The organism is Streptomyces sindenensis (assembly GCF_014649035.1).
GTDB classification, from domain to species: domain Bacteria; phylum Actinomycetota; class Actinomycetes; order Streptomycetales; family Streptomycetaceae; genus Streptomyces; species Streptomyces sindenensis.
Genome location: NZ_BMSG01000010.1, coordinates 67,063 through 89,977, shown reverse-complemented (window position 1 = coordinate 89,977; position 22,915 = coordinate 67,063). Strand labels below are relative to the sequence as shown.

Here is a 22,915-nt window from a genome sequence, read left to right as displayed (position 1 = left end):
CGCTGCTCGGGGCCCTGCCCCGGGCGCCGGTCCGGCCGCCCGCTCATGTCTGGGCCTCCATCACCACACGCAGCGCCGCGATACCCCGCGAACCGTACGCCTTCACCGAGCCCAGCGAGACCCCCAGCGTCTCGGCGACCTGGGCCTCCGTCATGTCCGCGAAGTAGCGCAGCACCAGCACCTCGCGCTGGCGTCGCTGGAGCCCCTTCATGGCCTTGATCAGCGCGTCCCGCTCCAGCTGGTCGTACGCGCCCTCCTCCGCGCTCGCCATGTCCGGCATCGGCTTGGAAAGCAGCTTCAGCCCGAGGATGCGGCGGCGCAGCGCGGAGCGCGAGAGGTTGACGACGGTCTGCCGGAGGTAGGCCAGGGTCTTCTCGGGCTCACGGACCCGGTTGCGCGCGGAGTGCACCCGGATGAACGCCTCCTGCACCACGTCCTCGCAGGACGCGGTGTCGTCCAGCAGCAGGGCCGCGAGGCCGAGCAGGGAGCGGTAGTGGGCGCGGTAGGTCTCGGTGAGATGGTCGACCGTGGTTCCTGCTGCCACCGTCTCGTCAGCACCCCCGCGCTGCGCGGGCAGCGAGGCCGGGCGCGCAGCGGGCATGGGCGCGATCACCGGCATGCCGCCGGGTGCGCGGGGCCGCCGGAGCGGGCGCACCGAAGCGCCTCGCAACGGGCCCACCACTGTGATGTCGAGAACCTCTGCCACGCCTGTTGGACACGCTGCCCCCCGTCAGGGTTGTACGCGGACGGCGCCACGTTCGACGCTGTGCGACATGCCCTCATACGAACCTGCTCTTCCCCAAATGCCCCGTTATGACGTCCGGCCACGCACAAAGTGACGGCATAGACGCAACCCGGCCGACGTGCGGTTGCAGAAGGCCGGGAGATCATCGTCGGACATGACAACGTCCCAGCTCAAGAGGTTCAGACCAGTGAATTCCTCATAGGGCGTTCACAGATCCTACAAAACAGGTTCGATCATCACCGAGGGAATTCGGCGGCGACGGATTCGGCGATCTGCGCCACGTTCAAAGCCGCGCCTTTTCGGAGATTGTCCCCGCAAAGGAACATTTCCAGGACGTGCGGGTCGTCCATCGACCGCCGGACGCGGCCGACCCAGGTGGGGTCGGTGCCGACCACGTCGGACGGGGTGGGGAAGTCCCCGGAGGCCGGGCTGTCGAACAGGACCACGCCGGGGGCGGTCGCCAGGATCTCGTGCGCCTTGGCGACCGCGACCTCGTTCTCGAAGCGGGCGTGGACGGACATCGAGTGGGTGGCGACGACCGGGACGTACACGCAGGTCGCGGTGGTCTTCAGGTCCGGCATGCCCAGCACCTTGCGGCACTCCTCGCGGATGGCGATCTCCTCGGAGGACCAGCCGTCCCCGGCGTCCGTACCGGCCCAGGGCACCACGTTCAGGGCGATGGGCGCGGCGAACGGGCTGTCCGCCGCGGCGGCGTCGTCCCCCAGGGCCCGGCGTACGTCTCCGGGCTGGGTGCCCAGCTCCGTACCGGCGACCAGGGCGAGCTGTTCGCGCAGGGCGGCGACGCCGTCCCGGCCCGCACCGCTGACGGCCTGGTAGGAGGAGACGATGAGTTCGCGCAGCCCGAATTCGGCGTGCAGGGCGCCGACCGCGACGATCAGCGACAGCGTGGTGCAGTTCGGGGACGCGACAATGCCGCGCGGCCGGAGCCGTGCGGCATGGGCGTTGATCTCGGGGACGACGAGCGGAACGTCGTCGTCGAGCCGGAAGGCCGCCGAGTCGTCGATGACGACGACGCCCTTGGCGGCGGCGATCGGGGCCCAGTGGGCGGACACCTCGTCCGGTACGAGGAAGAGGGCGACGTCCACGCCGTCGAAGACGTCCTCGGTGAGGGCCAGCACCTCGCTCTCCTCACCGCGCACGGTCAGCTTGCGGCCGGCCGAGCGCGGTGAGGCGACGAGTCTGACCTCGCCCCAGACGTCCGCGTGCTGCGAGAGGATCCGGAGCATGACACCGCCGATCGCCCCGGTCGCACCGACGACCGCGAGCGAAGGGCGGTGTTCGCTCATCGGCCGGTGCCTCCGTAGACGACGGCCTCGTCGGAGTCGCTGTCGAGCCCGAAGGCGGTGTGCACGGCGCGCACGGCCTCGTTGACGTCGTCGGCGCGGGTGACCACCGAGATGCGGATCTCGGATGTCGAGATCAGCTCGATGTTGACGCCCGCGTCGGACAGCGCCTCGAAGAAGCCCGCGGTGACGCCCGGGTTGGTCTTCATCCCGGCGCCGACCAGGGAGATCTTGGCGATCTGGTCGTCGTAGCGCAGCGAGTCGAAGCCGATGGAGGCCTTGGTCCGCTCCAGGGCGTCGATGGCCTTGCGGCCCTCGGCCTTGGGCAGGGTGAAGGAGATGTCCGTCAGGCCGGTCGACGCGGCGGAGACGTTCTGCACCACCATGTCGATGTTGACCTCGGCGTCCGCGATGGCACGGAAGATCGCGGCCGCCTCGCCCGGCTTGTCCGGGACGCCGACGACGGTGACCTTGGCCTCCGAGACGTCGTGGGCGACTCCGGAGATGATCGCGTGCTCCACCTTCTGGTCCCCTTGCGGTTCGTTGCTGACCCAGGTGCCGCGCAGTCCGGAGAAGGACGAGCGGACGTGGATCGGAATGTTGTAACGGCGTGCGTACTCGACGCAGCGGTGCAGCAGCACCTTGGAGCCGGACGCGGCGAGCTCCAGCATGTCCTCGAAGGAGATCCAGTCGATCTTCTTCGCCTTCTTCACGACCCGGGGGTCCGCGGTGAAGACGCCGTCGACGTCGGTGTAGATCTCGCAGACCTCGGCGTCCAGCGCGGCCGCCAGCGCGACGGCGGTCGTGTCCGACCCGCCGCGGCCGAGGGTGGTGATGTTCTTGCCCTCCTGGCTCACGCCCTGGAACCCGGCGACGATGGCGATGTTGCCCTCGTCGATCGAGGTCCGGATGCGGCCCGGCGTGACGTCGATGATGCGCGCTTTGTTGTGGACCGAGTCGGTGATGACACCGGCCTGGCTGCCCGTGAACGACTGGGCCTCGTGGCCCAGGTTCTTGATCGCCATCGCCAGCAGGGCCATGGAGATCCGCTCACCCGCGGTCAGCAGCATGTCGAATTCCCGGCCGGTAGGCATCGGGGACACCTGCTCGGCGAGATCTATCAACTCGTCCGTCGTGTCGCCCATCGCGGACACCACGACAACCACCTGGTTGCCGTTTCTCTTGGCGTCGACGATTCGCTTGGCGACCCGCTTGATGCCCTCGGCATCGGCTACGGAGGAGCCTCCGTACTTCTGCACGACAAGGCCCACGTGCGCTCCTCGCTCAGTCATTACTGCGGTCGGCTCAGTTTAACGAGCAGCCCGGAATCGACCCGTCCATTACCAGATGGTGAGATGTCCCGCTCAGCACCCGGTACGGCGTGTCGCCCCGAACTGCTCGTACGAGGCTGTTGCCCAGCCGGACCGCGCGCACTCCCTTTTGTGTCCCAGCCCACACGATCCGCGGGGAAAGCGCGAGCCGGGACACGTCCGGTTACGGCAGCCGCAGGACCCCGTTACGGCAGCCGCAGGATCCCGTTACGGCAGCTGCCGGATCTGCGTCTCGGACAGCACACCCGCGTAGGCGTACACGCTGTCCACCACGCCCTTCAGGTGCTCGCCCCAGCCGTCGGCGGTGCGCCCCCGGCCGAGCTGGAGCCCGCCGGTGCTCTTCCAGGCGGCGTCGAAGGCCGCGGTGCCGCCGTCGGACTCCTTCCACCCGTCGACGTAGAGGGACACCTGGTTCGCCGAGGCGTCGTACGTGAGGGTGACGCGGTGGCCCACCCCGGAATCCCCGTCGGGCCACTCGATCCGGCGGAGCACGGTCTCCGGCGCGCCCGGCTCGTCGGCGTGCGCCAGCACGAGGTCCCAGCTGGAGTTCTCCGGGTCGAAGCGGACCTTGAAGGCGTCGCCGTGCTCGCCGCCCTGGGAGATCGCCGTCATCGGCGCCGCCGGCGCGTCGTCGGTGAGCCGGACCCGGGCGCTGACGGTGAAGCTGCCCGAGGTGTCGACCACCGGGGTGTCCGTGGCCGCGTGGCCCGAGACCCCGTCGAGGCGCAGGTGTCCGTCACCCTCCAGCGGCCAGTCCGGAACGCAGTCCGGGTCCAGCAAGTCGCAGGGGTCGTCGTCGAGGCGGAAGACCGAGGCCCCGGCACCCAGCTTCAGCGGCGCTCCGCCGTCCGACTCCGGGGCGAGGCCGTCCGGCGCGGTGTCGAGCGCCCAGTGGCCGACCCGCTGGGCGGCGCGCGTGGCGAGGGCCGTCAGCTCGTCCGGCACGACGATCCGGTCGTACGCCCGTACGTCACCGATCTCGCCCTGCCAGCGGTCCCGGTATCCCTGCGCCCCGCGCGCCCGGCCGATCTGGAAGTCGCCCTCGCCCGCCACGGGGACGGCGGCCGTCTCCTCGCCGACCGCGCGGCCGTTCACGTACAGCCGGGCCGTGCCGGTCCCCGCGTCGTACTGGCCGAGTACGTACGCCCAGTCGCCGGTCTCGGGCAGTCCGCCCGTGACCCGGGCCCCGCCGACGGCGAACGACCAGGCGGGGGCGGAACCGGCCTGCGTCAGCCCCAGGGTGAAGGCGCGGCCCGTACCCGCGTCCTGGGAGAGGACCGTACGGGTGCCGTTCACGCGTGCCGGCCGGACCCAGCGGCCCGGGCCGGTGCGGGGTCATGTTCGGCGCGCCCGCGCCCTCCGGCACCCCGCTCACCTCCACCGCCTCGCTCGACGGCAAGGGCCACGGCTTCCTGACCCCGGGCGCCCCGGTCGTCGCCGACACCGCGAAGGACTTCGCCGTCGGCGGATCGGAGACCAAGAGCTGAGGGAGATTAACAACGGCGTGCGGCAACCGCCCCCGGATATCCGTCCCGGATTCCGCACGCGGGGCCGGCGGCTTCAGTCGGCGTACTCCTTGAGCTTCTCGGTGTCGAGCGCGAAGCCGACCGGCTCGGGCAGCTCGACGACCGCGCCGAAGGGCCGGGTGGTGGCGGAGCGGTACGTGCCCTTCTCCGGCTCGGTGAAGACGGTGACCGAGGACGCCTCGCGGTCCACCAGCAGATACACCGGAATGCCGGCGGCGGCGTAACCGTCGGGCTTCTCGACGCGGTCGCGCCGGTTGGTGTCGGCGTCGTGGGAGGTGACTTCCACGACCATGAGCACGCCGGTGGGGACGGCCCACTCCCCCACCCCGGCGAAGTGCTCGTCGGGCGCGAGAACACCGTCCGGGCGGGCGCGGCCCTTGCGGTACGTCTCGATGGCGAGGCCCTGATCGGGGAAGAGCGACAGTTCCGGACGCCGCTGCATGCACTGCCTCAGCAGCCACATGACGATCGCCCCGTGGTTGCCGTCGGGCACGGGCTTGACCTGGACCTTTCCATGGATGAACTCCAGCCGCACCAGCTCGGGCGCCCGGCGGGCGAGTTCCTCGAACTCTTCGGTACTCATCTGGGGCTGGGCGGTGGTCCTGGGGGTCATGGCGTCGCCTCCTCGCCTCCATGGTGCCCCGACCGGGACCTCCCGCACGCTCATCGGCGCTGCCTCGGGGCCGGAAGGACCGGGCGGGCGGCGGCCGAGCGGAGTTCGGCCATGCGGGCGGCGACGTCGACCTCGGCGCGCGGGCGGGCCAGGAAGGTGTCCGGTACGTCGCCGGTCAGGCCCGCCGCCTCGTCGCGGGCGATCGCCTCCTTGCAGTCGAGGCAGACGCCGTGGTCCAGCGTGGTCGTCGTCTCGTCCTCGTCGCAGAACAGGCACATGATCACGCACCCTGTGATCTGCTCGCTCGGGTGGTCCTTCTCCGGCCGGGGGGCGGGGCTCGGCGGCATCTTGGTCTCCAGTCGCTTACGAAGGAAGTGCCCGGCGGAGTGCACGGGCGTCGGCAGGCCCGATGTCAGGACCTGGGTGAGCTGTTCGCGGCCGACGCCGCGCGCCAGCCACTCCCCGGCCAGGTGTTCCAGCTCCACGCAGTCGCCCTCGGAGAGCTGGAGCCGGGGCTCGCGGCGGCCGAGCGCGGCGAGGACGCCGTACGTCTCCGAGCGCGGGGCGCGGTCACCGGGCTCGGGCTGCGGCTGAGGCTCCACGGCCGCTTCCACGGCGGCGGGAGCCGACGGCTGGCCCGGCGCGTCCAGGCCCCGGACGAACCGCACGTGGGCGGCCCACCAGGCGGCGTCGCGGGCGGTGCGGGAGAAGTACGTACGGGTCACCCAGCGCATCTGGCCGTCGGTCACCGTGACATGGACCTTGACGCGGCGCAGGTGACCGGCCCGGGTCAGCCGGTCCAGCGCGCTGCGGCACGCCTGCTGCCCGTAGTCCGGCAGCTCCTCGGCGAGCACCTTGTAGCCGATCGCCGCGCCTTCGGGGAGCCGGTCGATGTACGCGGCGATGGCCGCCTCACGGGGCTCCAGCCCGGCGAAGTCGGCGGGGCCGGGCGGGGCCTGGTCGGGGGCGACGCGCTTTCCGTACCCGGCTTTCGCCATGGGGTGGGCGGGAGCGCGCAGGGCGGCACTAAGGTTGGCAGCAGCCATGGGGATCGTTCTTTCTAAGGTGGGCGATCTCTGACGGTCAGACCCCGGTCGGTGTTGCGAGCACCACCGGGGTTGTCCGTTTTACGGATAGTGGGTTGCTGATCGTGAACCTAGAGCGTGCGTACGCTCCGACGCAACCCGATCACCGATCGTCACTAGTGGTCGATTTCGGGCAGGCTGAAAGGCAGTTCGGAAGGCCGTCCGGACCGGTGCACAAACAGGGGGGTGGGTGGGTTGAACCCAACCACCCATGCCTACAGAAAGAGCTCGGGGCCCGGAGCTCGGCGCTCGGGGCTTGAGCCCCGGGCGGACCTGCGGAACCGCCGCCGGGCCGGGGGGGGAACGCCGACGCGATCCGGTGAGCCGGGGCGCGTCGGGGGACGGCGGGCGGCAGGCGGTCGGTTACTTCACCGGCCGCAGCCCCAGCGGGCCCGCGATCTCCTGGAGCATCACGCGGCCGGCCTCCTCGGCGAGGTTCTCCTCGCTCGGGTCCTGGTCGGTGTCCAGGCCGTCCAGCTCCGCCAGGGGCTGGCCGAGGCGGATGTGGGCGACCAGGGACTGGAGGGCGCGGAGGGTGGCGGAGGCGGTGGAGCCCCAGTTGGAGAAGTACGAGAACTGCCACCACCACAGCGCCTCGGCGGTGCGGTCCGCCTCGTAGTGCGCGAGGCCGTGGCCGAGGTCGGTGACCAGGTCGGCCAGGTCGTCGGAGATGCGGTGCGGGACCGGGGCCTTGCGGGGCTCGTACGGGTCGAAGACCTCGGAGTAGACGTCGATCGGCTCCAGCAGCGCCGCGAACCGCTCGCGCAGGCCGTCCGCGTCCGGCTCCGCGCCGAGGTCCGGCTCGTACCGCTCGTCGGGCAGGACGTCCTCGTACGCGCCGAGGCGGCCGCCCGCCAGCAGGAGCTGCGAGATCTGGAGGAGCAGGACCGGGACGGCCTCTTCCGGCTCGTCGACCTTGGACACCTCGGTGACCGCGACGATGAACGTCTTGATCTGGTCCGCGATCTGGACGGCGAAGTCGCCCGGGTCCTGCGTGACGGAGTTCAGCGTGGCGTCAGACATCGAGGGGACCTCCCGTGGGCGCGGTCACAGACGGTGGAGCGGACGGCTGTACGTGCAGGGGTCCGGGCGCGCGCCCGGACCCGGGGCCTGCGGCGGCGGTTCCGACGTCGGTGCCGGTCTCGGTGTCCTCGGCGTCAGACATCCAGCAGCCGCCTCCCCTCGAAGGCGCGGCCCAGGGTGACCTCGTCGGCGTACTCCAGATCGCCGCCGACCGGCAGACCACTGGCCAGCCGGGTCACCTTGAGGCCCATCGGCTTGACCATCCGCGCCAGGTACGTCGCGGTGGCCTCGCCCTCCAGATTGGGGTCGGTCGCGAGGATCAGCTCCGTGATCGAGCCGTCCGCGAGCCGCGCCAGCAGCTCGCGGATGCGCAGGTCGTCCGGGCCGACGCCCTCAATGGGGCTGATCGCCCCGCCCAGCACGTGGTAGCGGCCCCGGAACTCGCGCGTCCGCTCGATCGCCACGACGTCCTTGGGCTCCTCGACCACGCAGATGACGCTCGGATCGCGGCGCGCGTCCCGGCAGATCCCGCACCGCTCCTGCTGCGCGACATTGCCGCACACCTCGCAGAACCGGACCTTGTCCTTGACCTCCAGGAGGGCGTGGGCGAGCCGGCGTACGTCGGTGGGCTCGGCCTGCAGGACGTGGAAGGCGATCCGCTGCGCGCTCTTGGGACCGACGCCGGGCAGCCTGCCCAGTTCGTCGATGAGGTCCTGAACAACGCCTTCGTACAACGGAACGCCTTTCTTCGCTTCCTGCTCCGTACCGTAGTGGGTACGGGTCGGTACCAGTAGGCCCTGGAGGGCCCGCGGAACCTGCGGGGCCCACGGGCGCCTACGGCCCCGCGGCCGGCCGGGTCAGAACGGCAGACCCGGGATGCCGCCCCCGCCGCCCAGCCCCTGCGCCAGCGGGCCGAGCTTCTCCTGCTGGAGCGCCTGCGCGTTCTCGTTGGCCGCCTGGACGGCCGCGACGACGAGATCGGCCAGCGTCTCGGTGTCCTCCGGGTCCACCGCCTTCGGGTCGATCACCAGGGCGCGCAGCTCGCCGGAGCCGGTCACGGTGGCCTTCACGAGACCGCCGCCCGCCTGTCCGTCGACCTCGGTCCTGGCCAGTTCCTCCTGGGCCGCGGCGAGATCCTGCTGCATCTTCTGGGCCTGCTGGAGCAACTGCTGCATGTTGGGCTGGCCACCACCGGGAATCACGGTCACTCCTGGCATTTCGACGACAAATGTTTCGGTAAGCCGAGCCTACGTGCTCCCCGGTCACCGCGCTTCACCCGCCGGGGACCAACTCTTTCGAGTGAGATCTGCGAACCGACGTGAGGGCTCCTATACCTGACCAGGGGCCCTGCCCAGGCGGGAATCCCGCGATTTCGACCCCACGGCCCACCATTCGGCGGTAGGAAGGGCATGCACCTCGGCACACGAGCGTGCATGTGCGGTGACGCAGAGTTACCCCCTACGCGTCCGTCCCGTCCGTCAGAGTGCAGAGGAGTGCCCCGGTGAGTCAGCCGGAGATGCAGCCCGAGGGGCCGCCCCGCAAGGAGTCCGATGCGGGATCCGGTGAGAACGGAGCTGAGCATTCCGCTACGGGAGCCCCGGCCGGGGATCGCACCGCCGGACGCACCGGCGACCGTGCCGGATGGCGCGGCGGCGGCGGGCGCGATCTGACCGGGCGCCCGTTCCCCCTCGGTGACTGGGGCGAGCCGGCCGAGCGGCTCGACGAGCTCTACCGCTGGGTCGAGACCGGCGCCCTGGACACCGCCGACTGGTATCTGAACGACCGGGTCTGGAAGCGCCGGGCCGCCCGGGGCCTGCGGTTCGGCACGGCCGCCGGGGTGGTCGCCGGTGCCGCCCTCCCCCTGCTCGACCTGACCGGCACGCTGAGCGGCTCGGCGGGCTGGGGCTATCTGTCGCTGCTGCTGGGGGCCGCCTGCATGGCCTGCGACCGGTATTTCGGCCTCACCTCCGGGTGGATAAGGAACCTGGCCACGGCCCAGGCCGTGCAGCGGCGGCTCCAGGTGCTCCAGTTCGACTGGGCCTCGGAGTGCGTACGGGAGATGCTCGGGCCGACCGAGGGCACGGCCAGCGAGGCGACCGAGCGGTGCCTGGGAGTGCTGCGGAGATTCTCCGAGGACGTCACCGAGCTGGTGCGGTCGGAGACGGCGGACTGGATGGTGGAGTTCCGGGCGGGGCCCGCGCCGATGGGGATGCAGGCCCTGGCGACGGGGAGCGCGGGCGGGCGGGGGGAGCCGGGGGCGGCGCCGGGGCGGTTCTCGATGCCGTCGGTGGCGGCGCGGCCGAACATGCCGCGGCAGCGGCCACCGGAGTCGCCGCCGCGGTGAGTGTTCCCGGGGCACGCCCATGCCCCCGGGTGACGCTTCGGGGCCCGCCCCCGGGCCCCCGGGCCCAAACGCCGGACGGGCTGGATCCGGGCGCCCCGGTCCATGAGGCGCGGGGGCCGACTGGATCCGGGCGCCCCGGTCCGTGAAGCGCGGGGGCCGACTGGGTGCGGGCACCCCGGTCCGTGAGGCGCGGGGCCGGCTGGGTGCGGCTCAGCTGAAGATGATCATTGAGCCCTGGGCCAGGCTGCGGGTCGCCGCCGCGTGCAGGCCCAGCCAGACGTGGCGTTCGCGGGCGAAGGGACTGTCGTCGTAGGGCATCGGGTGCGCCGGTTCCTCCAGCGCGGTGGGGCCCGACGGAGGCTGCGGGGCGGCCGGCGGGTTGGCCGGGTCGATACCGATGGCCGGGGCGACGAACTCCAGCTCCCGCAGCAGCCCGTGGGCGGAGCCGAGGGGGCCGCCGCCCGCCAGGAGGGCGTCGTCGGAGAGCGGGACCGGGAAGTCCACCGGGACGTACGCCCCGGCGTGGTCGTAGTGCCAGACCAGGTGCGACTGCTGCGCCCCCTGCTCGAACATCTCCAGGAGCTGCTCGTAGTCGCCGTCGAGACCGGCGACCGGGGTGACGGCCAGCCCGCTCAGCTGGAGCAGATAGGCGCGGCGCAGGAAGTGCAGGGCGTCGTAGTCGAAACCGGCCACGGGGGCGACATCCCCGGTGAGGCCCGGCATGTAGGCGTAGACGGGGACGGACGGCAGCCCGGCGTCGTTCAGCGCCTTGTCGTAGACGGCGATCTCTTCGGCGAAGGGGTTGTCGGCGCTGTGGCACAGCACGTCGACGAGGGGGACCAGCCACAGGTCACAGGCCACGAAGTCTCGCTCTCGGAAGGGTTCGGGCGGTCGTCGGGACAGCGTAATGCGGGGCGAACCTCACGCACAGTGCCCCGGGGATCCCGTACCCCCCGGGGACTCCGAAGGCTCCGGAGCCATCGCGGAACCGGTGCCCGGCGGTCCGCAGGTGTCCCCCTCCACGCCCCCCTCCACCTCGTGCCCTTCTCCGCTCCCCTTTGCCTCCCGCGCTTCCCGCGCCTCCCGCGCCTCCAGGCGGTCCGCCCAGGCGAGCGCGTGTCCGTAGTAGGAGCGCATCTCGGCATGTACCTGCTCGCGGTCGCCGCGGGCGATGGCCTCGACCAGCTTTTCGTGGCCGAACCACAGCACGTTCTCGTCCATGCCGTCGCGGCGCAGCCGGTGCACGGCGAACACCCAGGCCTGGACGCGGAGCCGGGTGAGGAAATCGGCGATGTACGGGTTGAGGACGAACTGCCCCAGCTCCCGCCAGAACCGCAGGTCATACCCGATCAGGACGTCGAGGTCGCCGCCCTTCGCCGCGCGGACCGCCTCCGCGGCCCGTCGGCGGATCGAGGCCAGCCCCTCGGGCCGGACGGCGACCCGTTCGGCCGGGTCGCGGAAGAGGCCCTCGACGACGAGCGCCCGGGCCTCGGCCATCGCGCGGTAGTCGGCGACGGTGAACTCCCGTACCTGGAAGCCCCGGTGCTGGTCGGAGGCGAGGAGCCCCTGCGCGGAGAGGTCGAAGAGCGCCTCGCGGACGGGCGTCGCGGAGACCCCGTACTGCTCGGCGATCTGCTTGACGGTGAACTCCCGGCCCGGCGGCAGACGTCCCGCGAGCACCTCGTCGCGCAGCGCGTCGGCGATCTGCTGGCGCAGGGTACTGCGCGTCACACCTGCGCTCGGACTCATGCCGACCTCTTCCGTCCGTCCCGTACGTACGCGCGTACCCGTCGTGGTTCGGGTCACCCTAAGCCAGGGCCACCGCCGTGCCCGATTCCGGGCACGGCGGGGAGACGTACGGAGCCGATCGCATACGGAACCGGATGACCCGGTCACTCCGTGTACGGATCGGAAGGGGACACGGGCCGCTCTACGCGCCCTGCACCGTGTAGGTGTCGGCGACGGAGAGCGCCACGTCCAGGGCCGCGAGCCCCTCCTTGGCCTCGGCCTCGGAGACGTTGCAGGCGGGGACGGCATGGGTCCGGTTCATGTTGATGAACGGCCACAGCCCCTGCTTCTTCGCTGCGGCACCGAAGGCCGCCATCGGGGCGTTGGCCTCGCCCGAGGCGTTGTACGGGACGAGCGGCTCGCGGGTCTCGCGGTCACGGACCAGTTCCAGCGCCCAGAACGCGCCGAGGCCGCGCACCTCGCCCACCGAGGGGTGGCGTTCGGCGAGTTCGCGCAGCCCGGGTCCGAGAATCGTCTCGCCGATCCGGGCGGCGTGCTCGACGACCTTCTCGTCCTCCATCACGCCGATGGTGGCGACGGCGGCGGCGCAGGCCAGCGGGTGCCCGGAGTAGGTGAGGCCGCCGGGGTAGGGGCGGGTCTCGAAGGTCGCGGCGATCTCGGCGCTGATGGCGACGCCGCCGAGCGGTACGTAACCGGAGTTGACGCCCTTGGCGAAGGTCAGCAGGTCCGGCACGACGTCGAAGTGGTCGGCGGCGAACCAGGCGCCGGTCCGGCCGAATCCGGCCATGACCTCGTCGAGGACGAAGACGATCCCGTACCGGTCACAGATCTCGCGAACGCCCGCCAGGTAGCCCGGCGGCGGGGTCATGATGCCCGCCGTGCCCGGAACGGTCTCCAGGATGATCGCGGCGATGCTGGACGGCCCCTCGAAGGCGATCGTGTCTTCCAGGTGCTGGAGCGCGCGGGCGCACTCCTCGGCCTCGGTCCGCGCGTAGAAGGGCGAGCGGTAGAGGAACGGCGCCCAGAACCGGACGACGCCCGCCGAACCGTTGTCGGAGGGCCAGCGGCGCGGGTCCCCGGTGAGGTTGATCGCGGTGGAGGTGGCGCCGTGGTACGAGCGGTAGGCGGAGAGCACCTTCGGACGGCCGGTGTGCAGCCGGGCCATGCGGATGGCGTTCTCGACGGCCTCGGCCCCGCCGTTGGTGAAGAAGATCTTGTCCAGGTCTCCGGGGGTGCGCTCGGCGATGAGGCGTGCGGCCTCGGAGCGCGACTCGACGGCGAACGCGGGCGCGAAGGTGGCGAGCCTGCCCGCCTGCTCCTGGATCGCGGCGATCACGGTGGGGTGCTGGTAGCCGATGTTGGTGTAGACGAGCCCGCTGGTGAAGTCGAGGTAGCGGTTGCCGTCGTAGTCCCAGAAGTAGGACCCCTCGGCGCCGGCGACGGCGAGCGGGTCGATGAGGCCCTGGGCGGACCAGGAGTGGAACACGTGCGCGCGGTCCGCGGCCTTCACGGCCGCACCGGCCGCGGGGTCGGCGTACGGGGCATGAGGGGCATGAGGGGTCATGCGGCCGAGCGTAAGTGCTGGTGGGGGGTGGCCTCCATGGCCACCTTGTACGGCTTGGGCCGGATGGTTCGGCAAGGTGTCGCCCCGCTTCCCCCCTCCTTAATTGACAGCATGCTGTCGACATGACAGTCTTCTGTCATCGAGCCGAGGAGGTCATCATGACCAGCAGCAGCGCCACGACCGTGCATCTCGCCGTCTACGACACCTTCGCCGACTGGGAGACCGGGTACACGACCGCCCATCTCACGCAGAACGGCTACACCGTGCGGACCGTGGGGCTCTCCCGGGAGCCGGTGACGACCATGGGCGGCCTGCGCGTCCAGCCCGACCTGACCTTGGACGAACTCCGGCCGCAGGAAAGCGCGTTGCTGATCCTGACCGGCGCGTCCGGCTGGGACTCGGGCGAGACGCTGGCCCCCTTCGCGCGGGCGGCCCGCACCTTCCTGGACGCGGGGGTGCCGGTCGCGGCGATCTGCGGGGCGACGGCCGGACTGGCCCGGGAAGGGCTGCTGGACGACCGGGCGCACACGAGCGCGGTCTCGTTCTACCTCGCGGCGACGGGGTACGCGGGCGGCGAGCGGTACGTGGAGGTGGACGCGGTCACGGACGCCGGGGCGGACGGGGCCGGGCGCGAGGGTGCCGGTGGTCGGCTGATCACGGCCGGGCCGACGGAGCCGGTGGCGTTCGCCCGGGAGGTGTTCGCGCTGCTCGGGGTGTACGACGAGAAGAAGCTCGACGCGTGGTACCGGCTGTTCCACGACTCGGACGCGAGCGCGTACGAGGTGTTGCAGGGTGAGTAGCGGGGACTCGGGTCGCCTGCCGTCCGAGCAGGAGCTGCTGAGCCGGGCGGCGCTGACGGTGTTCCGGCTGAACGGCCAGTTCCTGTCGGTGGCCGACGAGTTGGCGCGGCCGGCGGGCCTCACGTCGGCCTGGTGGCAGGTGCTGGGGGCGGTGCTGGTGGAGCCGTTGCCGGTGGCGGGGATCGCCCGGACGATGGGGATCACCCGGCAGAGCGTGCAGCGGATCGCCGACCTGCTGGTCGAGCGGGGCCTCGCGGAGTACGCGGAGAACCCGGCCCACCGCCGCGCGAAGCTGTTGCGGGCGACGGGGGCGGGGCGCGACGCGGTGTCCCGGATCGGCCCGCCCCACGCGGAGTTCGCCGCGCGGCTGGCGGGGGAGGTGGGGGCGGAGGACCTGGCGGAGACGGTGTGCGTGCTGGAACGCCTGTCGGAGGCACTGGACCGCCTGGCGACCGCGGACCGGGGTGCCTCCGGCCCGTCCGACGCTCAGGGCGCGGGCCGGGGTGCCTCCAGCCCGTCCGGCGCTTAGGCACTTCGAGCCCGTCGGGACTTCACCCCGCGGGCCGGGCACTTCGAGCCCGTCCGGCGATTGAGGACGGAACCCTTGATCCCACGAGGGCGGTGCGCAGGGCGGGGCGGCACCCCGGAGCTCCCGGGACGTACAGGCCTGGACCCGACACCTCGACGGTTCCGTCCTCGAACGCCGGACGGGCTGGGCAGACGGGCGCCGTCCTCAGCGGGGAGGCCGACGCGGGACGGGCGGAAGACGCGGGACGGGCGGAAAGGGAGGCAGGCGCCGGGCGGGCCGGAAAGGAAGACGAACGCGGGACGGGCTTGAAGCGCGTGCGGGCCGCGGCGTTATTCTCGTGCGGGCCGCACGGGGGAGGAAGCGCAGCATGGACAAGCTCGGGCCCGACGACCCGCACCGCATCGGCGCGTACCGGCTGCTCGGCCGCCTCGGCGAGGGCGGCATGGGCCAGGTCTTCCTCGCCCGCTCCGACCGCGGCCGCACCGTCGCCCTCAAACTCGTCCGGCGTGAGCTCGCCGAGCAGCCCGAGTTCCGCGCCCGCTTCCGCCAGGAGGTCCGCGCCGCGCACCGGGTCGGCGGCGCGTGGACCGCCCCGGTGCTGGACTCCGACACGGAGGCCCCCGTCCCCTGGGTCGCCACCGGTTACGTCGCCGGGCCCTCCCTCCAGCGCATCGTCTCGGGCCGCCCCGGCGCCCCGGTCACGGCCTCGGGGGCGTACGGGCCACTGCCGGCCCGTTCCGTGCGGTTCCTGGGGTCCGGGCTCGCCCACGCCCTCCAGCACATCCACGGGGCCGGGCTCATCCACCGGGACCTGAAGCCCTCCAACGTCCTGATGACCATCGACGGGCCCCGGGTCATCGACTTCGGCATCGCCCGCGCCCTGGAGTCCGTGGCCGACGGCGACCTGACCCGCACCGGGGCCCTCGTCGGCTCGCCCGGGTTCATGGCCCCGGAGCAGGTGCGCGGCGAGCGCGTGACCACCGCGTGCGACGTGTTCTGCCTCGGCTCCGTCCTCGCGTACGCCGCGGCGGGCCGGCTTCCGTTCGGTTCGGCGGAGAGCGGCGGGGTCCATGCCCTGATGTTCCGGATCGCCCAGGACGACCCGGACCTGACCGGGGTCCCGGAGGAGCTGGCCGGCGTCGTCCGGGACTGCCTGGCTAAGGACCCGGCGGCCCGCCCCGGGACGGAGGAGATCCTGGCCCGCCTGGGCGAGGCGGACGCGGACGAGCCCTGGCTGCCCGCCACTCTCCTCGCCCAACTCGGCCGCCAGGCGGTGGGGTTGCTCGACGCGGAAGACCCGGAGGAGCCGGAGGGGCAGGAGGTGCAGCAGGGGCCGGAGGGGCCGGGCAGGCCCGGAGACCCGCGAGGATCGGAGAGCTCACAGGGGCCTGGGATCCCGCAGGGGCCGGTGAACTCACAGCCATCGGGGGCTCCCCACAGGCCGGTGGGCTCACAGCCGTCGGAGCCTCCCCACAGGCCGGTGAGCCCCCAGAGGCCGGCCGGTCCAGCCGTGTCACCCTCGGACCCGCGCACCCTCGCGAGCCCCCCGTGGCCCCCCGCGCCCGCACAGCCCACCCGGCCCGCCTACCCCTCCGCCCCCGTACCCCCGGCCCACTTCGCCCCCACCCCTCCCCCGCCCGCCCGGGAACGCCGCTCCGCCGGGGCCACCGTCGCGCTCATAGCCGTCGCCGTGGTCGTGGCGCTGGGGGCGGGCGGATCGGTGTACGCGTTCATGAAGGGCGACGGGCCGGGCACGACCGCCTCCCCCGGGCCCTCGGACTCCGCCGGCACGGGCAGCGGCGGCAAGAGTCAGCAGGGAAGCGGCGAAGGGGCCGTCCCCGCCGGGTTCCTCGGCACCTGGTCCGGCTCCATACCCGGCGACCGAGGCACCTCCACCCGGACGTTGACCATCCGGCAGGGCGAGGTGGGCGACCAGGTCCTCGCCCTCACCGCCAAGGGCCCCCTCGCGTCCGGCTCCACGTACCACTGCGAGTTCAGCGCCCAGCTCGCCGACAGCCCCGCCGGGAACGGCCCGGTCCGCATCGGCCCCTCCACGGTGTCCTCCGGGAGCCCGGCCTCCTCCTGTTCCCCCGGCAAGCCCACCGAACTCACCCTGCTCCCGGACGGCACCCTGCGCCGCGCCACGACCGGCACGGGCGAGAGCCTGATCTACACCAGGTCGGGCTGATCGGAGCGCACGTCGTCCACCCGGTCGCCCGGCTGCCTGCCTCCGCGACGGCTCCCTGCGGGTACCTCCAGGGCTGCGAGCGCACCCCGTGCTCCCCTTTCGGCGTTCTATGCTGCGCGAGGAACCGAGCCGACCCGAGGACGGAACCGAGGCCGACCCGAGGCCCAGGACCACGGCCGAGACCGAGACCCGCGACACGAGACCCGAGACACGAGACCCGAGACCCGAGACCGACCGAGGAGACACCCGCGTGGCGACAGGGCGTACCGACCCCGAGCGGCGGGACCGCATCATCGACGCGACGCTCGACCTCATCGTCGACGAGGGCGTCGCGGGCGTCTCGCACCGCAAGGTCGCCGCCCGCGCGGGCGTGCCGCTGGGCTCGATGACGTACCACTTCTCCGGCATGGACGAGCTGCTGCACGAGGCGTTCACCCGGTTCTCCGGGACGATCGTCGCCGTCTTCGAGGAGCGGCTCGGCGCGGCGGCCACCCCCGACGAGGCCCGTGAGGCGGTCGCCGATCTCGTCCACCACCTCTCCGGCGGCAACCAGCGCGAGCTGATCCTCACCCACGAGCTGTACACCCTCGCCGCCCGCAGGCCCGCCTACCGCGAGCTCACCCGCACCTGGATGGGCCGCAGCCGCCGCGCCCTGGAATGGCACTTCGACCCGGCCACCGCGCGCCAGCTCGACGCGCTCATCGAGGGGCTGTCCATCCACCGCGCCCTGGAGACCGAGCCCCACGAGCGCGCCCTCACGGTCGAGGCGATCGCCCGCATCACCGCACCGCGCCCGTAGAGGCCGCTCTCGCGACCGGGTTCACCGCACGTCGGCCACCCGGCCCGTCAGGTCACGCCCGTGACGGTGACGACGATCCTGAACTCCCTGCCCGGGTATCCGGCGGCCAGGTGCCGGGGGAGTCGTCGCCCGGGCGGGCCAGGGGTGAGGCGGCACGCAGGGACCGCAGGCGGCTGCGGACGGCGGGCGCGGGTCCGGTGCTCACTCGCCCGCGCGAGCCCCACGCCGACGCCCGAAGCTCGGCACCCGGGACCCGAGCGCCGCAGCGCGGTGTGCACTCTTACGGGGGTACGTGGGTGGGCCCCCGGCCCGAAGCTCGGGTGCCGGGATCCGGGCGTCGGGATGCGAGACCCGGGGTTCGAGCGCCTTCTTTAACCGGGCGGCAGAAGAGGGGGGTTGGGAGAACCTCCCCTCCCTTCCCACCCCGTCACGGCCAGCCGGTATGACTAATCGTGACAGCTTGCGGCGCAGCGTGACGGCCGCTTACGGTGCGAGAACTACGAGAACTAATCGACCCCGACGCGGTGTTGTCGCACCAGGCCGGGGTCTCACCGCAAGATCGATCAGCTGGAAAGGCGATCCCGTGGCTACCCCACACTTTAGCTCCGCCCTGTCCGCCCCCGCAGTCCCCGCCGCGTACCCGCTGGCCAAACCCGGCTACGGCAAACGCTCCACGCCCGGCCAACAGACGCGCACCCGCGACGACTTCGCCGCACTCCCGACCCGTGAGCGGTACGTCGCCGGATTCGTCGACCACCTCCCCGACGGCGCCGCGATGAGCATCAAGCACCTGGCCAAGCAGCTCCCGCTGTACGGACAACAGGCCATCTCCACGGCCCTGAAAGCCCTGTCCGTCGCGGGGCATCTGCGACGCGTACGGTGCGCTGTCGGCGAGGGCGACGAGACCCGGTGGGCCTTCCGGACCTTCTGGTCCCGCACCGCACGCGACAACGAGTGGTGGACCACCTACCTCGCCACCGAGAACGCCACCCGGACCGCAACCCCCGCCGCCGCACCGCGAGCACCCTCAGCGCCTGCGGAGCCCCCGACCGCCTCAGCACCGCCCGCCCCGGCCCCCGCCGCCGTACCGCAGCAGCGCACCGCGCCCGAGCCCCAGCGCGAGCCCACGAGCCCGGCACCGGCACCGTCGGCCCCGCAGACAGCCCCCTCCCCCTCCCCCGCCTACCTCGCCCTCGCCGAACTCGGCCGCAAGGACATCCGGCTGGCACTGTCCGCCGACGACTGCGCCGCCCTCGAAGCACTGGCAGCGGAATGGCTCGACCGAGGCGTGGACGCCGACTACCTGACCGCCGCCCTCACCGCAGGGCTCCCCGCCCAGGTCGACTGCCCGCCCCGCCTCGTCCGCCGCCGCCTCACCGACAAGATCCCGCCCCGACTGCCCACCCGACCCACCACCCCGAACACCGCCCCCGGCCCCGGCACCAGCACCCCTCGCCTCCTCATGGAATGCACCGACTGCGGCCGCCCCGGCCAACCCGAAGCCCTCCCCGACGGCCTCTGCCGCCCCTGCCACGCCGCCCACTCCGAGAACAGGCAGGCCCCCTCCCCCGGCCCCACCGAAATCGCCGCCGTCAAAGCGCACATGGCCAACCTGCGCGGCCTGCTCAGAACACCCTGAAGCAGCCGAAGCGGGATGCCGTCAGGGCGTGACGATGGCGAATCCGGGGTCGGGGTCGTCCAGGACGGACATCAGGACGGTCAGAGCGCCCGGGTCGCCGGTGTGCTCGATGCCGTCGAGCCCCAGGCCGCCCAGGAGGTCCAGGAGTTGGGGCTTGGTGAGAGTGACGGTGAGATCCGCGCTGTCGGCGGAGCCGTCGGCCACCGGGTGGTGCACCAGGACCCCGTTGCGCAGGCTCGTCCGGTACGTCGTGTCCAGGTCGGTGAACCGCCACAGCACGGCCAGGGAGTGGTCCCAGGCCCGGGGGCCGTTGACGCGGATGGCGAGGGAGTCGAAGACCTGCTCCACGGAGAGCGCGGCGGACATGCTGTCGGCAGCGATCGGTGCGGGCTTCACTCCGTGGCGCAACTCCTCCGCACCCATCAGGTAGTTGTTGCGCCAGGTGCCGCATTCGGCGCCGTACCCGAGGCGTTCGAAGGTCTCGGCGAGCAGTTCCTTGGCCCGGCTGTCACCGGGAGCCGCGAAGGTGGCGTGCTTGAGGAGCTGGGCGGCGAACCGCGGATCACCGGCGTCCAGATAGGCACGGGCCCTCGTCAGCACGGCGCCGAGGCCGCCCATGCAGTCGACGTAGCGGTGGGCGGATTCGGTGGGCGGGTGCTCCCAGAGGGAGGCCGGGTGGCCGTCGTACCAGCCCATGTAGCGGTGGTAGATCGCCTTGACGTTGTGGCTGACCGAGCCGTAGTAGCCACGGGCGTGCCAGGCCCGTGCCAGGCGCGGCGGGAGTTCGATCATCTCCGCGATCTCGATACCGGTGTGCCCCTGGTTGAGCAGCCGCAGCGTCTGGTCGTGCAGATACCCGTAGAGGTCGCGCTGCTCGGACAGGAAGGCGGTGAGGCGCTCGGTTCCCCAGGTGGGCCAGTGGTGGGAGGCGAAGAGGACGTCGGAGTCGGCGGCGTACAGGCTGATGGACTCGGTGAGGTAGCGGGACCAGATCCGGGCGTCGCGGACCAGGGCCCCGCGCAGGGTCTGGATGTTGTGCAGGTTGTGGGAGGCGTTCTCCGCCATGCACAGGGCGCGGCGTTCGGGCAGGTGGAAGTTGAGCTCGGAGGGGGCTTCGGTGCCCGGCGTGAGCTGGAAGCGGAACAGGACGCCGTCGAGGCGTTCCTCCTGTCCCGTACGTGTGACCTCCAGGGTCGGCGGCAGCAGGCTCGGCAGTCCGGTGGAGGCCGCGAAACCGAGACCGACGCCGATCAGGCCGCGCGGATCCGGTTCGAGCTGCCAGCCGGTGTGGTAAGCGCCCCGGCGGAGCATCGCGGTTCCGGCGTAGACGTTCTCGGCGACCGAGTTCTCCATGAAGCCGGCGGGGGCGACGATCGGTACGTCGTCGTCGGGGCCGACCACGCCGAGCGTCCCGCCGAAGTGGTCGATGTGGGAGTGGGTGAACACCACGGCGGTGACGGGCCGGTCGCCCCGGTGGGCCCGGTAGAGGGCGAGCCCTTCGGCCGCGCACTCCTGGGAGACGAGGGGGTCGACGACGATCACGCCGCGCTCGCCCTCGATCAGCGTCATGTTCGAGAGGTCAAAGCCCCGGATCTGGTGGACGCCCTCGGTGACCTCGTACAGACCGGCGCGGGCGCAGAGCTGCGACTGACGCCACAGGCTCGGGTCGGCCGTGTCGGGGCAGTCCTCCCGCAGGAACGCCGTGGCGTCGAAGTCCCAGACGACCCGCCCGTCCGCCGCCGTGATCTTGGCGTTCGCGGGACCGGCCACCAGGCCCCGGTCGGCGTCCTCGAAGTCGGTCCGGTCGGCGAAGTCGGGGGCGCTGCTGTCGGGGGCGCTGCTGTCGGGGCTGGTTGCGGCAGTCGTCACGGCGGGGCCTCCTGGCCGGGACGCGGGCACGCCGACGGGCGGACACGTGACCGGTAACGCCATCGTCGGCCGCCGCCGGGTCGCCCGCCCACCGGATGTGAGCCGAACAGGTGAGCACCCCTGAGGGCGGCCGTACCACCGAGGCGGCCCCAAGGCGTCGGACCGGCGCACTCAGCTCAGTAACGCGTACGCCGCGTTGAACAGGATCAACGTGTGCACGAACCGCCCCGCCCGCGACGGCGGATAGCGCCACATCAGCGGCCACGTGTCACCCCCGAGCGCTGGAACGGGTACGTAACTGATCCGGCCCGTCGTCGAGTTGAACGGCGTCACTTCACGCGGCCACGGCCGCCCCGCCGTCGACCCGGGCGGGACGAGGAAGTACACCCCGCGCCGGCCGTTCGACTCGCTGACGACGGGCCCCGGTTCACCCCCGACCAACTCCTCCATCCGATCGGCCAGCCGCCTCCCGGCGTCACCGTCCACGCGGACCGCGTCGAATTGCACGCCGGCCTTGCGGAGATGGAATCCGTACTGCGGAATCCAGTCCGCCGTCACACCACCATTGATTGCGTTCACGGGACGATTGTGACCCCGATCACCTAGCGTTAACCATGCCTGCCGGGGTGCGTCGCAAAGCCGTTGACCTGCGCGAACTCGGCTGGAGCCGGGTTGAGTTCGACGGCATCGAGTAGTGACCGGTTGAGTTCGGTTGAGTCGGAAAGAGATCGCGTGATGGCGAGTGCTGAGAACAAGGAAACCGCGAGCCCGATGGCCCGGATGGTGGCAGAGATGGCCCGGACGCTGCGCATCCAGCGCGGGTGGACGCAGGAGCAGCAGGGCAAGGAGATCGGCTACTCGGCGGCGGCGATCAGCGCGATGGAGACCTGCGCCCAGCCCGCCAGCGACGCCATGCTGGTCGAGCTGCAACGGGTGCACGGCAACGGCACGCGCATCTTCGAGACGGCACGGAAGTACATGCGGATGGAGCGGCTGCCCGAACAGTTCAAGGACTACGCGCTGCTGGAAGAGGCCGCGCTCAGCCTCCAGCTGTTCGCCGCGAACGTCGTCCACGGGCTGTTCCAGACGGAGGCGTACGCGCGGGCGTTGATCGGTGGCGGATACCCCCCGCTTTCCGACGCGCGCGTGGAAGAACTGGTCCAGCTCCGGATGGCACGGAAGGCCCTCTTCGACAGGGACCCGCTGCCGATGATCGAGGTCATCATCGACGAGGCCGTCCTGCGGCGCGTCATCGGCAACGAGGAGATCATGCGGGTGCAGTTGCTCTATCTCGTGGAGTGCGCCCAGCGGCGTAATGTCACGCTGCTGGTGCTACCCCTGGACGCGGGAAAGTACGGGGAGTACGCGGGCGCTCACGGCGAGATGAACCTGCTGGAGACCCCGGAGCACGAGCGTCTCGTCTATCTGGACCCTCAGGACGAGAGCCTGCTGATCAGTGACCCCACAAAGGTGAGCACGTATGCCCAGCGCTATGCGAAGATCCGGTCACAGGCCCTGGGTCCTCGTGAATCGCTGGACCTCATCAAGCGGTTGGCAGGAGTGAAGGAATGAGCAGCACCCTCCGGTGGTTCAAGTCCAGCTACAGCAACTCCAGCGGCGGCAACTGCATCGAAGTCGCCTTCGACTGGCGTACGTCCTCCTACAGCAGTGACAGCGGCGGCAACTGCGTCGAGGTCGCCGCCTGCCCCCACTCCGTCCATGTCCGTGACTCCAAGGTGGCCGACGGGCCCGTCTTCGCCGTCGCGCCCGACGCCTGGTCGGCGTTCGTCACCTGGGCGGAGTGAGC

General features: G+C 71.9%; 23 protein-coding genes and 1 pseudogene. 9 read left to right on the top strand and 15 right to left on the bottom strand.

What is annotated here, in order from left to right; genetic code table 11:
- Window positions 1–43: 43 nt before the first annotated feature.
- The 5 genes and pseudogenes from IE145_RS14095 to IE145_RS33745 form a co-directional block, all read right to left on the bottom strand.
- Window positions 44–619, bottom strand: a complete 576-nt coding sequence (locus IE145_RS14095; RefSeq protein WP_032766995.1) for a SigE family RNA polymerase sigma factor — start codon at window positions 617–619, stop codon at window positions 44–46.
- 362 nt (window positions 620–981) lie between these two features.
- Window positions 982–2,052 carry an aspartate-semialdehyde dehydrogenase gene (locus IE145_RS14090; RefSeq protein ID WP_189525392.1) on the bottom strand — a complete coding sequence of 357 codons (1,071 nt, stop codon included), beginning with the start codon at window positions 2,050–2,052 and terminating at the stop codon, window positions 982–984.
- Entirely contained in the window at window positions 2,049–3,320 is a 1,272-nt protein-coding gene (locus IE145_RS14085; protein WP_189525391.1) for an aspartate kinase, read from the bottom strand. The genes IE145_RS14090 and IE145_RS14085 overlap by 4 nt, the downstream gene beginning before the upstream one ends.
- 267 nt (window positions 3,321–3,587) lie before the next feature.
- Complete coding sequence (locus IE145_RS14080) at window positions 3,588–4,331, bottom strand: LamG-like jellyroll fold domain-containing protein (RefSeq protein WP_373296588.1); 744 nt, start codon at window positions 4,329–4,331, stop codon at window positions 3,588–3,590.
- Window positions 4,326–4,682: pseudogene (locus IE145_RS33745) on the bottom strand (LamG-like jellyroll fold domain-containing protein); the annotation flags it as partial. The pseudogene IE145_RS33745 and the gene IE145_RS14080, both read right to left, overlap by 6 nt.
- A gap of 35 nt (window positions 4,683–4,717) precedes the next feature.
- On the opposite strand from IE145_RS33745, the gene IE145_RS14075 reads away from it, so the two are divergent.
- A complete protein-coding gene (locus tag IE145_RS14075) occupies window positions 4,718–4,867 on the top strand; it encodes a hypothetical protein (protein ID WP_189525467.1) in 150 nt (49 codons plus the stop codon).
- 73 nt (window positions 4,868–4,940) lie between these two features.
- On the opposite strand, the gene IE145_RS14070 is transcribed toward IE145_RS14075, so the two are convergent.
- From IE145_RS14070 to IE145_RS14050, 5 genes are all read right to left on the bottom strand, one after another.
- Window positions 4,941–5,519: a Uma2 family endonuclease gene (locus tag IE145_RS14070; RefSeq protein ID WP_189525390.1), complete on the bottom strand. Its 579-nt coding sequence runs from the start codon at window positions 5,517–5,519 to the stop codon at window positions 4,941–4,943.
- Window positions 5,520–5,569: 50 nt separating this feature from the next.
- Entirely contained in the window at window positions 5,570–6,517 is a 948-nt protein-coding gene (locus tag IE145_RS14065) for a hypothetical protein (RefSeq protein WP_189525389.1), read from the bottom strand.
- A 450-nt stretch (window positions 6,518–6,967) separates the two neighbouring features.
- Complete coding sequence (locus tag IE145_RS14060) at window positions 6,968–7,627, bottom strand: DUF5063 domain-containing protein (protein WP_189525388.1); 660 nt, start codon at window positions 7,625–7,627, stop codon at window positions 6,968–6,970.
- A gap of 134 nt (window positions 7,628–7,761) precedes the next feature.
- Window positions 7,762–8,361 carry a recombination mediator RecR gene (recR, locus tag IE145_RS14055; protein ID WP_065487966.1) on the bottom strand — a complete coding sequence of 200 codons (600 nt, stop codon included), beginning with the start codon at window positions 8,359–8,361 and terminating at the stop codon, window positions 7,762–7,764.
- A 123-nt stretch (window positions 8,362–8,484) separates the two neighbouring features.
- Complete coding sequence (locus tag IE145_RS14050) at window positions 8,485–8,829, bottom strand: YbaB/EbfC family nucleoid-associated protein (protein ID WP_003967515.1); 345 nt, start codon at window positions 8,827–8,829, stop codon at window positions 8,485–8,487.
- 299 nt (window positions 8,830–9,128) lie between these two features.
- Here IE145_RS14050 and IE145_RS14045 point away from each other — a divergent pair, with 299 nt between their 5' ends.
- The gene (locus IE145_RS14045; RefSeq protein WP_189525387.1) at window positions 9,129–9,971 is read left to right on the top strand and encodes an SLATT domain-containing protein; all 843 of its coding nucleotides are present in this window, start codon (window positions 9,129–9,131) and stop codon (window positions 9,969–9,971) included.
- A gap of 210 nt (window positions 9,972–10,181) precedes the next feature.
- Here IE145_RS14045 and IE145_RS14040 read toward each other — a convergent pair whose 3' ends face one another.
- The 3 genes from IE145_RS14040 to IE145_RS14030 all read right to left on the bottom strand — a co-directional run bounded on the left by IE145_RS14040 (window position 10,182) and on the right by IE145_RS14030 (window position 13,284).
- Window positions 10,182–10,832 (bottom strand): putative DNA-mimic protein, encoded by a 651-nt coding sequence (locus IE145_RS14040; RefSeq protein ID WP_189525386.1) that lies wholly within the window; start codon window positions 10,830–10,832, stop codon window positions 10,182–10,184.
- Between the two features lie 60 nt (window positions 10,833–10,892).
- The gene (locus tag IE145_RS14035; protein WP_189525385.1) at window positions 10,893–11,720 is read right to left on the bottom strand and encodes a GntR family transcriptional regulator; all 828 of its coding nucleotides are present in this window, start codon (window positions 11,718–11,720) and stop codon (window positions 10,893–10,895) included.
- A gap of 181 nt (window positions 11,721–11,901) precedes the next feature.
- Window positions 11,902–13,284 (bottom strand): aspartate aminotransferase family protein, encoded by a 1,383-nt coding sequence (locus tag IE145_RS14030; protein ID WP_189525384.1) that lies wholly within the window; start codon window positions 13,282–13,284, stop codon window positions 11,902–11,904.
- A gap of 158 nt (window positions 13,285–13,442) precedes the next feature.
- Between IE145_RS14030 and IE145_RS14025 the strand changes: the two genes are divergently transcribed.
- The 5 genes from IE145_RS14025 to IE145_RS14005 all read left to right on the top strand — a co-directional run bounded on the left by IE145_RS14025 (window position 13,443) and on the right by IE145_RS14005 (window position 19,239).
- Window positions 13,443–14,084 carry a DJ-1/PfpI family protein gene (locus tag IE145_RS14025; protein WP_189525383.1) on the top strand — a complete coding sequence of 214 codons (642 nt, stop codon included), beginning with the start codon at window positions 13,443–13,445 and terminating at the stop codon, window positions 14,082–14,084.
- Window positions 14,077–14,613 carry a MarR family winged helix-turn-helix transcriptional regulator gene (locus tag IE145_RS14020; RefSeq protein ID WP_189525382.1) on the top strand — a complete coding sequence of 179 codons (537 nt, stop codon included), beginning with the start codon at window positions 14,077–14,079 and terminating at the stop codon, window positions 14,611–14,613. Before IE145_RS14025 ends, IE145_RS14020 begins: the two co-directional genes overlap by 8 nt.
- 367 nt (window positions 14,614–14,980) lie before the next feature.
- A complete protein-coding gene (locus IE145_RS14015) occupies window positions 14,981–16,801 on the top strand; it encodes a serine/threonine-protein kinase (RefSeq protein ID WP_189525381.1) in 1,821 nt (606 codons plus the stop codon).
- Between the two features lie 250 nt (window positions 16,802–17,051).
- Window positions 17,052–17,600 (top strand): TetR/AcrR family transcriptional regulator, encoded by a 549-nt coding sequence (locus IE145_RS14010; RefSeq protein ID WP_189525380.1) that lies wholly within the window; start codon window positions 17,052–17,054, stop codon window positions 17,598–17,600.
- Window positions 17,601–18,183: 583 nt separating this feature from the next.
- Window positions 18,184–19,239 (top strand): MarR family transcriptional regulator, encoded by a 1,056-nt coding sequence (locus IE145_RS14005; protein WP_189525379.1) that lies wholly within the window; start codon window positions 18,184–18,186, stop codon window positions 19,237–19,239.
- 21 nt (window positions 19,240–19,260) lie between these two features.
- Here IE145_RS14005 and IE145_RS14000 read toward each other — a convergent pair whose 3' ends face one another.
- Window positions 19,261–21,171 carry an alkyl/aryl-sulfatase gene (locus IE145_RS14000; RefSeq protein ID WP_373296587.1) on the bottom strand — a complete coding sequence of 637 codons (1,911 nt, stop codon included), beginning with the start codon at window positions 21,169–21,171 and terminating at the stop codon, window positions 19,261–19,263.
- Window positions 21,172–21,279: 108 nt separating this feature from the next.
- Window positions 21,280–21,687: a hypothetical protein gene (locus IE145_RS13995; RefSeq protein WP_189525377.1), complete on the bottom strand. Its 408-nt coding sequence runs from the start codon at window positions 21,685–21,687 to the stop codon at window positions 21,280–21,282.
- 156 nt (window positions 21,688–21,843) lie between these two features.
- Between IE145_RS13995 and IE145_RS13990 the strand changes: the two genes are divergently transcribed.
- Complete coding sequence (locus tag IE145_RS13990; protein ID WP_189525376.1) at window positions 21,844–22,680, top strand: helix-turn-helix domain-containing protein; 837 nt, start codon at window positions 21,844–21,846, stop codon at window positions 22,678–22,680.
- The gene (locus IE145_RS13985) at window positions 22,677–22,913 is read left to right on the top strand and encodes a DUF397 domain-containing protein (protein ID WP_189525375.1); all 237 of its coding nucleotides are present in this window, start codon (window positions 22,677–22,679) and stop codon (window positions 22,911–22,913) included. Before IE145_RS13990 ends, IE145_RS13985 begins: the two co-directional genes overlap by 4 nt.
- Window positions 22,914–22,915 lie beyond the last annotated feature (2 nt).

Excerpts from the sequence above, each read along its gene's own strand:
- IE145_RS14075 (WP_189525467.1), top strand. The coding sequence starts at position 4,718 with ATGTTCGGCGCGCCCGCGCCCTCCGGCACCCCGCTCACCTCCACCGCC.
- IE145_RS13990 (WP_189525376.1), top strand. The coding sequence starts at position 21,844 with ATGGCGAGTGCTGAGAACAAGGAAACCGCGAGCCCGATGGCCCGGATG.
- IE145_RS14095 (WP_032766995.1), bottom strand. The coding sequence starts at position 619 with ATGCCGGTGATCGCGCCCATGCCCGCTGCGCGCCCGGCCTCGCTGCCC.
- IE145_RS14025 (WP_189525383.1), top strand. The coding sequence starts at position 13,443 with ATGACCAGCAGCAGCGCCACGACCGTGCATCTCGCCGTCTACGACACC.
- IE145_RS14070 (WP_189525390.1), bottom strand. The coding sequence starts at position 5,519 with ATGACCCCCAGGACCACCGCCCAGCCCCAGATGAGTACCGAAGAGTTC.
- IE145_RS14090 (WP_189525392.1), bottom strand. The coding sequence starts at position 2,052 with ATGAGCGAACACCGCCCTTCGCTCGCGGTCGTCGGTGCGACCGGGGCG.
- IE145_RS14000 (WP_373296587.1), bottom strand. The coding sequence starts at position 21,171 with ATGGCGTTACCGGTCACGTGTCCGCCCGTCGGCGTGCCCGCGTCCCGG.
- IE145_RS14065 (WP_189525389.1), bottom strand. The coding sequence starts at position 6,517 with ATGGCGAAAGCCGGGTACGGAAAGCGCGTCGCCCCCGACCAGGCCCCG.
- IE145_RS14030 (WP_189525384.1), bottom strand. The coding sequence starts at position 13,284 with ATGACCCCTCATGCCCCTCATGCCCCGTACGCCGACCCCGCGGCCGGT.
- IE145_RS13985 (WP_189525375.1), top strand. The coding sequence starts at position 22,677 with ATGAGCAGCACCCTCCGGTGGTTCAAGTCCAGCTACAGCAACTCCAGC.
- IE145_RS14015 (WP_189525381.1), top strand. The coding sequence starts at position 14,981 with ATGGACAAGCTCGGGCCCGACGACCCGCACCGCATCGGCGCGTACCGG.
- IE145_RS14035 (WP_189525385.1), bottom strand. The coding sequence starts at position 11,720 with ATGAGTCCGAGCGCAGGTGTGACGCGCAGTACCCTGCGCCAGCAGATC.
- IE145_RS14060 (WP_189525388.1), bottom strand. The coding sequence starts at position 7,627 with ATGTCTGACGCCACGCTGAACTCCGTCACGCAGGACCCGGGCGACTTC.